The organism is Dokdonella sp., assembly GCF_036518555.1.
Lineage (GTDB): Bacteria > Pseudomonadota > Gammaproteobacteria > Xanthomonadales > Rhodanobacteraceae > Dokdonella_A.
Map to the genome: position 1 here is coordinate 1 of NZ_DATDMY010000327.1, position 5,788 is coordinate 5,788.

The 5,788-nt window shown below is 69.9% G+C and carries 6 protein-coding genes; all 6 read right to left on the reverse strand.

The window, feature by feature from the left end; genetic code table 11:
* A partial coding sequence (gene accC, locus VI238_RS17315; protein WP_331653628.1) for an acetyl-CoA carboxylase biotin carboxylase subunit occupies positions 1 to 1,221 on the reverse strand: 1,221 nt, incomplete at its 3' end.
* 74 nt (positions 1,222 to 1,295) lie between these two features.
* Positions 1,296 to 1,769 carry an acetyl-CoA carboxylase biotin carboxyl carrier protein gene (gene accB / locus VI238_RS17320; RefSeq protein ID WP_331653630.1) on the reverse strand — a complete coding sequence of 158 codons (474 nt, stop codon included), beginning with the start codon at positions 1,767 to 1,769 and terminating at the stop codon, positions 1,296 to 1,298.
* Positions 1,770 to 1,805: 36 nt separating this feature from the next.
* Entirely contained in the window at positions 1,806 to 2,246 is a 441-nt protein-coding gene (gene aroQ / locus VI238_RS17325; RefSeq protein WP_331653632.1) for a type II 3-dehydroquinate dehydratase, read from the reverse strand.
* A gap of 93 nt (positions 2,247 to 2,339) precedes the next feature.
* Positions 2,340 to 2,891 carry a TlpA disulfide reductase family protein gene (locus VI238_RS17330; RefSeq protein WP_331653634.1) on the reverse strand — a complete coding sequence of 184 codons (552 nt, stop codon included), beginning with the start codon at positions 2,889 to 2,891 and terminating at the stop codon, positions 2,340 to 2,342.
* 7 nt (positions 2,892 to 2,898) lie between these two features.
* The gene (locus VI238_RS17335) at positions 2,899 to 5,148 is read right to left on the reverse strand and encodes a protein-disulfide reductase DsbD (RefSeq protein ID WP_331653636.1); all 2,250 of its coding nucleotides are present in this window, start codon (positions 5,146 to 5,148) and stop codon (positions 2,899 to 2,901) included.
* A gap of 65 nt (positions 5,149 to 5,213) precedes the next feature.
* Positions 5,214 to 5,564 carry a divalent-cation tolerance protein CutA gene (gene cutA, locus VI238_RS17340; RefSeq protein ID WP_331653638.1) on the reverse strand — a complete coding sequence of 117 codons (351 nt, stop codon included), beginning with the start codon at positions 5,562 to 5,564 and terminating at the stop codon, positions 5,214 to 5,216.
* Positions 5,565 to 5,788 lie beyond the last annotated feature (224 nt).

Genomic DNA, 5,788 nt, shown 5'->3' on the forward strand with positions numbered 1-5,788 from the left:
CGACAGCGCGATGCGCATGCGCGCGATCGCGGTCGCGCGGTCGCGGCCGTGCACGATGAGCTTGCCGATCATCGAGTCGTAGTTCGGCGGGATGCGGTAGCCGTCGTAGACGTGCGTGTCGACGCGCACGCCGGGGCCGCCTGGGCATTCGAAACGCTTGACCAGGCCCGGGCTCGGCATGAACGTGTCCGGGTCTTCGGCATTGATGCGGCATTCGATCGCATGGCCGTCGAGGACGATGTCCTCCTGGCGGATCGTGAGCTTCTCGCCCGCGGCGATGAGCAGTTGCTCGCGCACGAGGTCGATGCCGGTGATGAGTTCGGTCACCGGGTGCTCGACCTGGATGCGCGTGTTCATCTCGATGAAGTAGAAGCGGCCGTTCTCGTAGAGGAACTCGAACGTGCCGGCGCCGCGGTAGCCGATGCGCTTGCACGCTTCGACGCAGACCGTGCCGATTTCGGCGCGCTGCTCGGGCGTGATGCCCGGCGCAGGTGCTTCCTCGACGACCTTCTGGTGGCGGCGCTGCATCGAGCAGTCGCGCTCGCCGAGGTGGATCGCGTTGCCCTGGCCGTCGGCAAGCACCTGGATCTCGACATGGCGCGGGTTCTCGAGGAACTTCTCCATGTAGACCTCGCCGTTGCCGAATGCGGCCTTGGCCTCGGACTTGGTCATCTGGATCGCGTTGGAGAGGTGCGCCTCGGTATGCACGACGCGCATGCCGCGCCCGCCGCCACCGCCGGCCGCCTTGATGATCACCGGGTAGCCGATCTCGCGCGCGACCTTCGTGTTCGCCGCGATGTCGTCGCCGAGCGGACCGCCCGAGCCCGGCACGCACGGCACGCCGGCCGCCTTCATCGCGCGGATCGCCTCGACCTTGTCGCCCATGAGCCGGATCACGTCCGGGGTCGGGCCGATGAAGATGAAGCCGGATTTCTCGACCCGCTCGGCGAAGTCCGCGTTTTCGGACAGGAAGCCGTAGCCCGGGTGGATCGCCTGCGCGTCGGTGACCTCGGCTGCGGCGATGATGCGCGGGATGTTGAGGTAGCTGTCCGCCGCGGGCGGCGGGCCGATGCAGATCGACTCGTCGGCCATGCCGACGTGCTTGAGGTTGCGGTCCGCGGTCGAATGCACCGCGACCGTCTTGATGCCGAGCGTGTGGCACGCGCGCAGCACGCGCAGTGCGATTTCGCCGCGGTTGGCGATGACGACTTTGTCTAGCATAGGGCTGGGCGCCTGGGGCTGGGGGCCGAAGAGCCGAGGTGAGGCGAACCCGCCTCGCCCCTCGGCCCGGTGTTTCATCCGATGACGAACATCGGCTCGTCGAACTCCACCGGCTGGCCGTTCGAGACGAGGATCGCGAGTACGGTGCCGGCGACGTCGGCTTCGATCTGGTTGAACATCTTCATGGCTTCGATGATGCCGAGCGTCTCGCCCGCCTTCACCGCCTGGCCGATCTTCACGAACGGCGGCGAATCGGGATTCGCCGACGCGTAGAACGTGCCGACCATCGGCGCCTTGACGACGTGGCCGTCCGGCAGCGCCTTGCCACCCGCAGCCGGCGCCTCGGCAGCCACGGCGACCGGAGCAGCCGCGGCGGGCGCGTCGACGCGCACCGGTGCGGCCGGTGCGGCGGCCATCGGGAGCGCGCCGACCATGCCTTTGGGCAGCCGGGACAGGCGGACGATCTCCTCGCCCTCCTTGATCTCCAGTTCGGCGAGGTTGGATTCCTCGAGCAGGTCGATGAGCTTCTTGATCTTGCGCAGGTCCATGGAGACTCCCGGGCCGGGTGTGCGTAGGGGAAAGGGTCAGGCCGCGAGGCGGCGCACCGCGGCCTCGAGCGCGAGCCGGTAGCTCAGCGCGCCGAAGCCGGCGACGACGCCGACCGCGAGGTCGGAAAAGTACGAGTGGCGGCGGAACGCCTCGCGTGCATGCACGTTCGACAGGTGCACCTCGATGAACGGCAGCGCGACCGCCGCGAGCGCGTCGCGCAGCGCGATGCTCGTATGGGTGAACGCGGCCGGGTTGATCAGGATGAACGCCGTCCCGTCGCTGCGTGCGGCGTGCACGCGCTCGATGAGCACGTGCTCCGCATTGGACTGCAGGGTCGCCAGCTCATGGCCGGCTGCACGGGCGATCGCCGCGAGTTCCGCATCGATTTCGGCCAGCGTCGCGTGCCCATACGTGTCCGGCTCGCGCGTGCCGAGCAGGTCGAGGTTCGGCCCGTGCAGGACGAGGATCGTGGCCACGGCAGGCGACAGGTCAAAAGGGGCGGCTAGTCTGGCCGAGTCGATTGAGTCTGTCCAGTTCGGCGACGTTCGCTGGAATTCTAGCGATGTTCGTCAGAGATGTGGCTGCAACCACGCCTCGAGGCTCGTCTCGCTGAAGTTGCCATAGCGTTGCGCGAGGATGCGTCCGTCGCGGCCGATGAGCACCGAATACGGCAGCACGTCGCGCGCGTTGCCGAACCGGTTCGAGGCGTCGTCGGCGCGCGCCGACACGGGATCGTCGACCAGCACGGGGTACGAGACCGGGTGCTCGCGCAGGAATGCGCGCGTCGCGCCGGCGTCGTCCGCGGCGATACCGACCACTTGCAGCCCGCGCGCGGCGAGGCGCTGCTGGGTGCGGTCGAGCAACGGCATTTCCTCGACGCACGGAGCGCACCAGCTCGCCCAGAAGTTGAGCAGGACGAGCTTGCCGTCCCAGCGCGCGAGCGACTGCGGGCGACCGTCGGGATCGGGGAGTTCGAGCGCGGGACGCGTCCGCCCGACGACCTCGACCGGCGCGCGCGCCGCTGGCGCCGGTGCCGGGCGCAGCCATACGCCTGCCGCGAGGCCGGCCAGTGCGCCCGCGAGCGCAAGCGCGACGACGAGCAGGTGGGTGCGATCGAACACGCGGTGCTCAGCGCGGCGCGAGCGCCTGCTCGACGATCGCCCGGGTCAGCACGGTCGGCAGCGCATGGCCGGGGCCGGTCTCGCCGGCGCGGAACACGACGTACAGCGGCACGCCGACCGCCTTGTAGTCCTGCAGGAATGCCGTGATCGCGGGATCGACGTTGGTCCAGTCCGCGGTCATGAGCACGGCATCGCTGCGCCGGAGCAGGTCGCGGAACGCGTCGGTGTCGAGCACCGCCTTCTCGTTGACCTTGCAGGTCACGCACCAGTCCGCACCGACGTCGACGAACACGCTCCGGCCCTCGGCGCGCAGGCTCGCGAGGCGTTCGGCCGAATAGGGCACCGCGTCGCTCGTCGCCGCGTGCGCGGACGGCGGCGCGAGCTGCGCGATGCGCGCGATCGGCAGCAGTGCGGCGAGCACGATCGCGACCGCGAACGCGCGTTGCAGCGGATGCCCCGCGTAGCGGTGCCGCTCCCACCACCAGAGTCCGAGCGCGAGCACGGTCGCCCCGATCAACACCCAGCCGATCGCGTCGATGCCGCGCTGGTTGCCGAGCACCCATGCGAGCCACACCGCGGTGAGGTACATCGGGAACGCGAGGAACTGCTTGAGCGTTTCCATCCACGCACCCGGTCGCGGCAGCCGTGCCGCGAGCGCAGGCACGAAGCCGACGAGCAGGAACGGCAGCGCGAGGCCGAGGCCGAGCGCGAGGAACACGAGCAGCGCGACGAACGAGGACGCGGAGAACGCGTACGCGAGCGCGGAGCCCATGAACGGGGCCGTACAGGGACTCGCGACGACGACCGCGAGCACGCCGGTGAAGAAGTCGCCGGCCGCACCGCTGCGGTTGCTGAGGCCCTGGCCGACGCCGGCGAGGCCGGCGCCGATGTTGTACACGCCCGACAGCGACAGGCCGATCGCGAACAGGATGTAGACGAGCACGGCGACGAACACCGGCTGCTGCAGCTGGAAGCCCCAGCCGAGCGCCTGGCCCGCCGCGCGCAGGCCGACCACCGCGAGGCCGATCGCCGCGAACGCGACGAGCACGCCGGCGGTGTAGACGAGCGCATGCTTGCGCGCCTTCTCCGCGCTCTCGCCGCTCTGCGCGAGGCCGAGCACCTTGAGCGAGAGCACCGGCAGCACGCACGGCATGAGGTTGAGCACGAGGCCGCCGAGCAGCGCGAACAGCAGCGCGCCGAGGATGCCGGCGAGCGACGGAGGATCGGGGGGCGTGGGCGGCGCAGCGGTTGCGGGCGCGGGCGCGGCTTCAGCCACGACGCTGTTCGGCGCAGGCACGAACGAAGCCTTCGCCGCCGCGAGCTGCGCGAGGCTCGCCGGCGGGAGGTCGACCGACACGTCCTTCTGCATGACCGGATAACAGATGCCGTTCTCGAGGCAACCCTGGTACTCCGCGTGCAGCTTCACCGTCTGCGCGTCGCCGCGTTCGCGCAGCAGGCCGATCGGCAGTTCGACCTGGTCGAAGTAGACCTTGACCGTGCCGAAGTGCTCGTCCGTGTGGTCGACGCCCGCGGGCCATTGTGGTGCGCCGAGCGTGACGCCGCGACCGTCGGCGAGCGTGACCGTGCTCTTGTCGCGATAGAGGTAATAGTTCTTCGGCATCGTCCAGCGCGCGAGGATCGCGGTCGGGCTCTGCGCGATCGCCTCGAACACGAACGCCTGTTCGGCCGGCAGCGGCGCTTCGTCGACCACGCCGCCCTGGCCACCGAGCGGCAGCCCGCCCGACACGAGGCCGCCGCCACCTGCGAGTGGATTGGCGGGCGCGGTGCCGCCGCTGGTCGCGGCCGTCGCGTTCGCGTCGAGATCGAGCGTGACCGTGGTCGGGTGCGGCGGATAGCAGATCTTCGGATCGGTCTCGTGGCAGCCCTGCACGGACACCGACAGCGTGATCGTCTTCGCCGTCGCGTCGGCGAGCGTGTACACCAGGCTCGCGTCGATCGCGTGGTGGTAGACCTCGACTTCGCCGAGGAACTCGTCCTGCTTCTTCTCGCCCGCGGGCAGCTCGAGCGTGCCGAGCGTGAGGCCTGCCTGCGAGGTCTTCGCCTTGATGCGCGAACGATAGAGGTAGTAGTCGGGCGCGATGTCCCAGTGCAGTGAAAGCTTGCCCGCGCCGGCCGTCTTCGCGTCGAGCTTGAACGCCTGCTCGACCGGCAGCAGGCCGTCCTCCTGCGCGTGCGCGGCGCCGGCCGCGAGGGCGAGCAGGAACGTGGCGGTCAGGCCGGTGAACAGGCTGCGCATCGGAAGGGCACTCCGTCGGATCGGTATCAGAGGACCGCGGTTGGACCGCGGATCTTGCAGGACGTTCATCGCGGATGGGTGGCCGCATCCGGCGATTCAAGGCCGGCGCAGGCCTGCTCGAGCCAGCCGAGGTAGCCGGGCGCGCCGTCGACGGCCTCGAACGCGAGCAACTCGGGCACCTCGTACGGATGCAGCGCGGCGATGCGCGCCTTCAACGCGTCGAGCCGCGCGGCCACGGTCTTGATGAGCAGCAGCACCTCGGTGTCCACATGGACTTCGCCGTGCCAGCGGTACGTCGACGTCATGCCCGGCAGTACCTGCACGCACGCGGCGAGGCGTTCATCGACGAGCGCGCGCGCGATGCGCGCGGCGCTAGCGGCGTCGGGGCAACTGCAATGGATGACGATGGCGGCCATGGCGGCGATCGGTGGCGGAGCGGGTCGCCAATCATCGCATGGGGCCGTGGGCGGGCGCAGGCGATCGCGGCCGATGGCTGGGAAGCATCGCGACTGAAGTCGCTCCCACAATCGATTGTGGAAGCGGCGGAAGCCGCGATGCTCTTCCGCCGCATTCCCGCGACGCCCGTTCCGCTACGGGGTCGCTTCGAACCCGTCCGCGAAGATCACGTCGCTCGGCACGA

What these genes read in the sequence shown, in the direction of transcription:
- accB (WP_331653630.1), bottom strand. Translation starts at nt 1,769, where the DNA reads ATGGACCTGCGCAAGATCAAGAAGCTCATCGACCTGCTCGAGGAATCC.
- VI238_RS17335 (WP_331653636.1), bottom strand. Translation starts at nt 5,148, where the DNA reads ATGCGCAGCCTGTTCACCGGCCTGACCGCCACGTTCCTGCTCGCCCTC.
- cutA (WP_331653638.1), bottom strand. Translation starts at nt 5,564, where the DNA reads ATGGCCGCCATCGTCATCCATTGCAGTTGCCCCGACGCCGCTAGCGCC.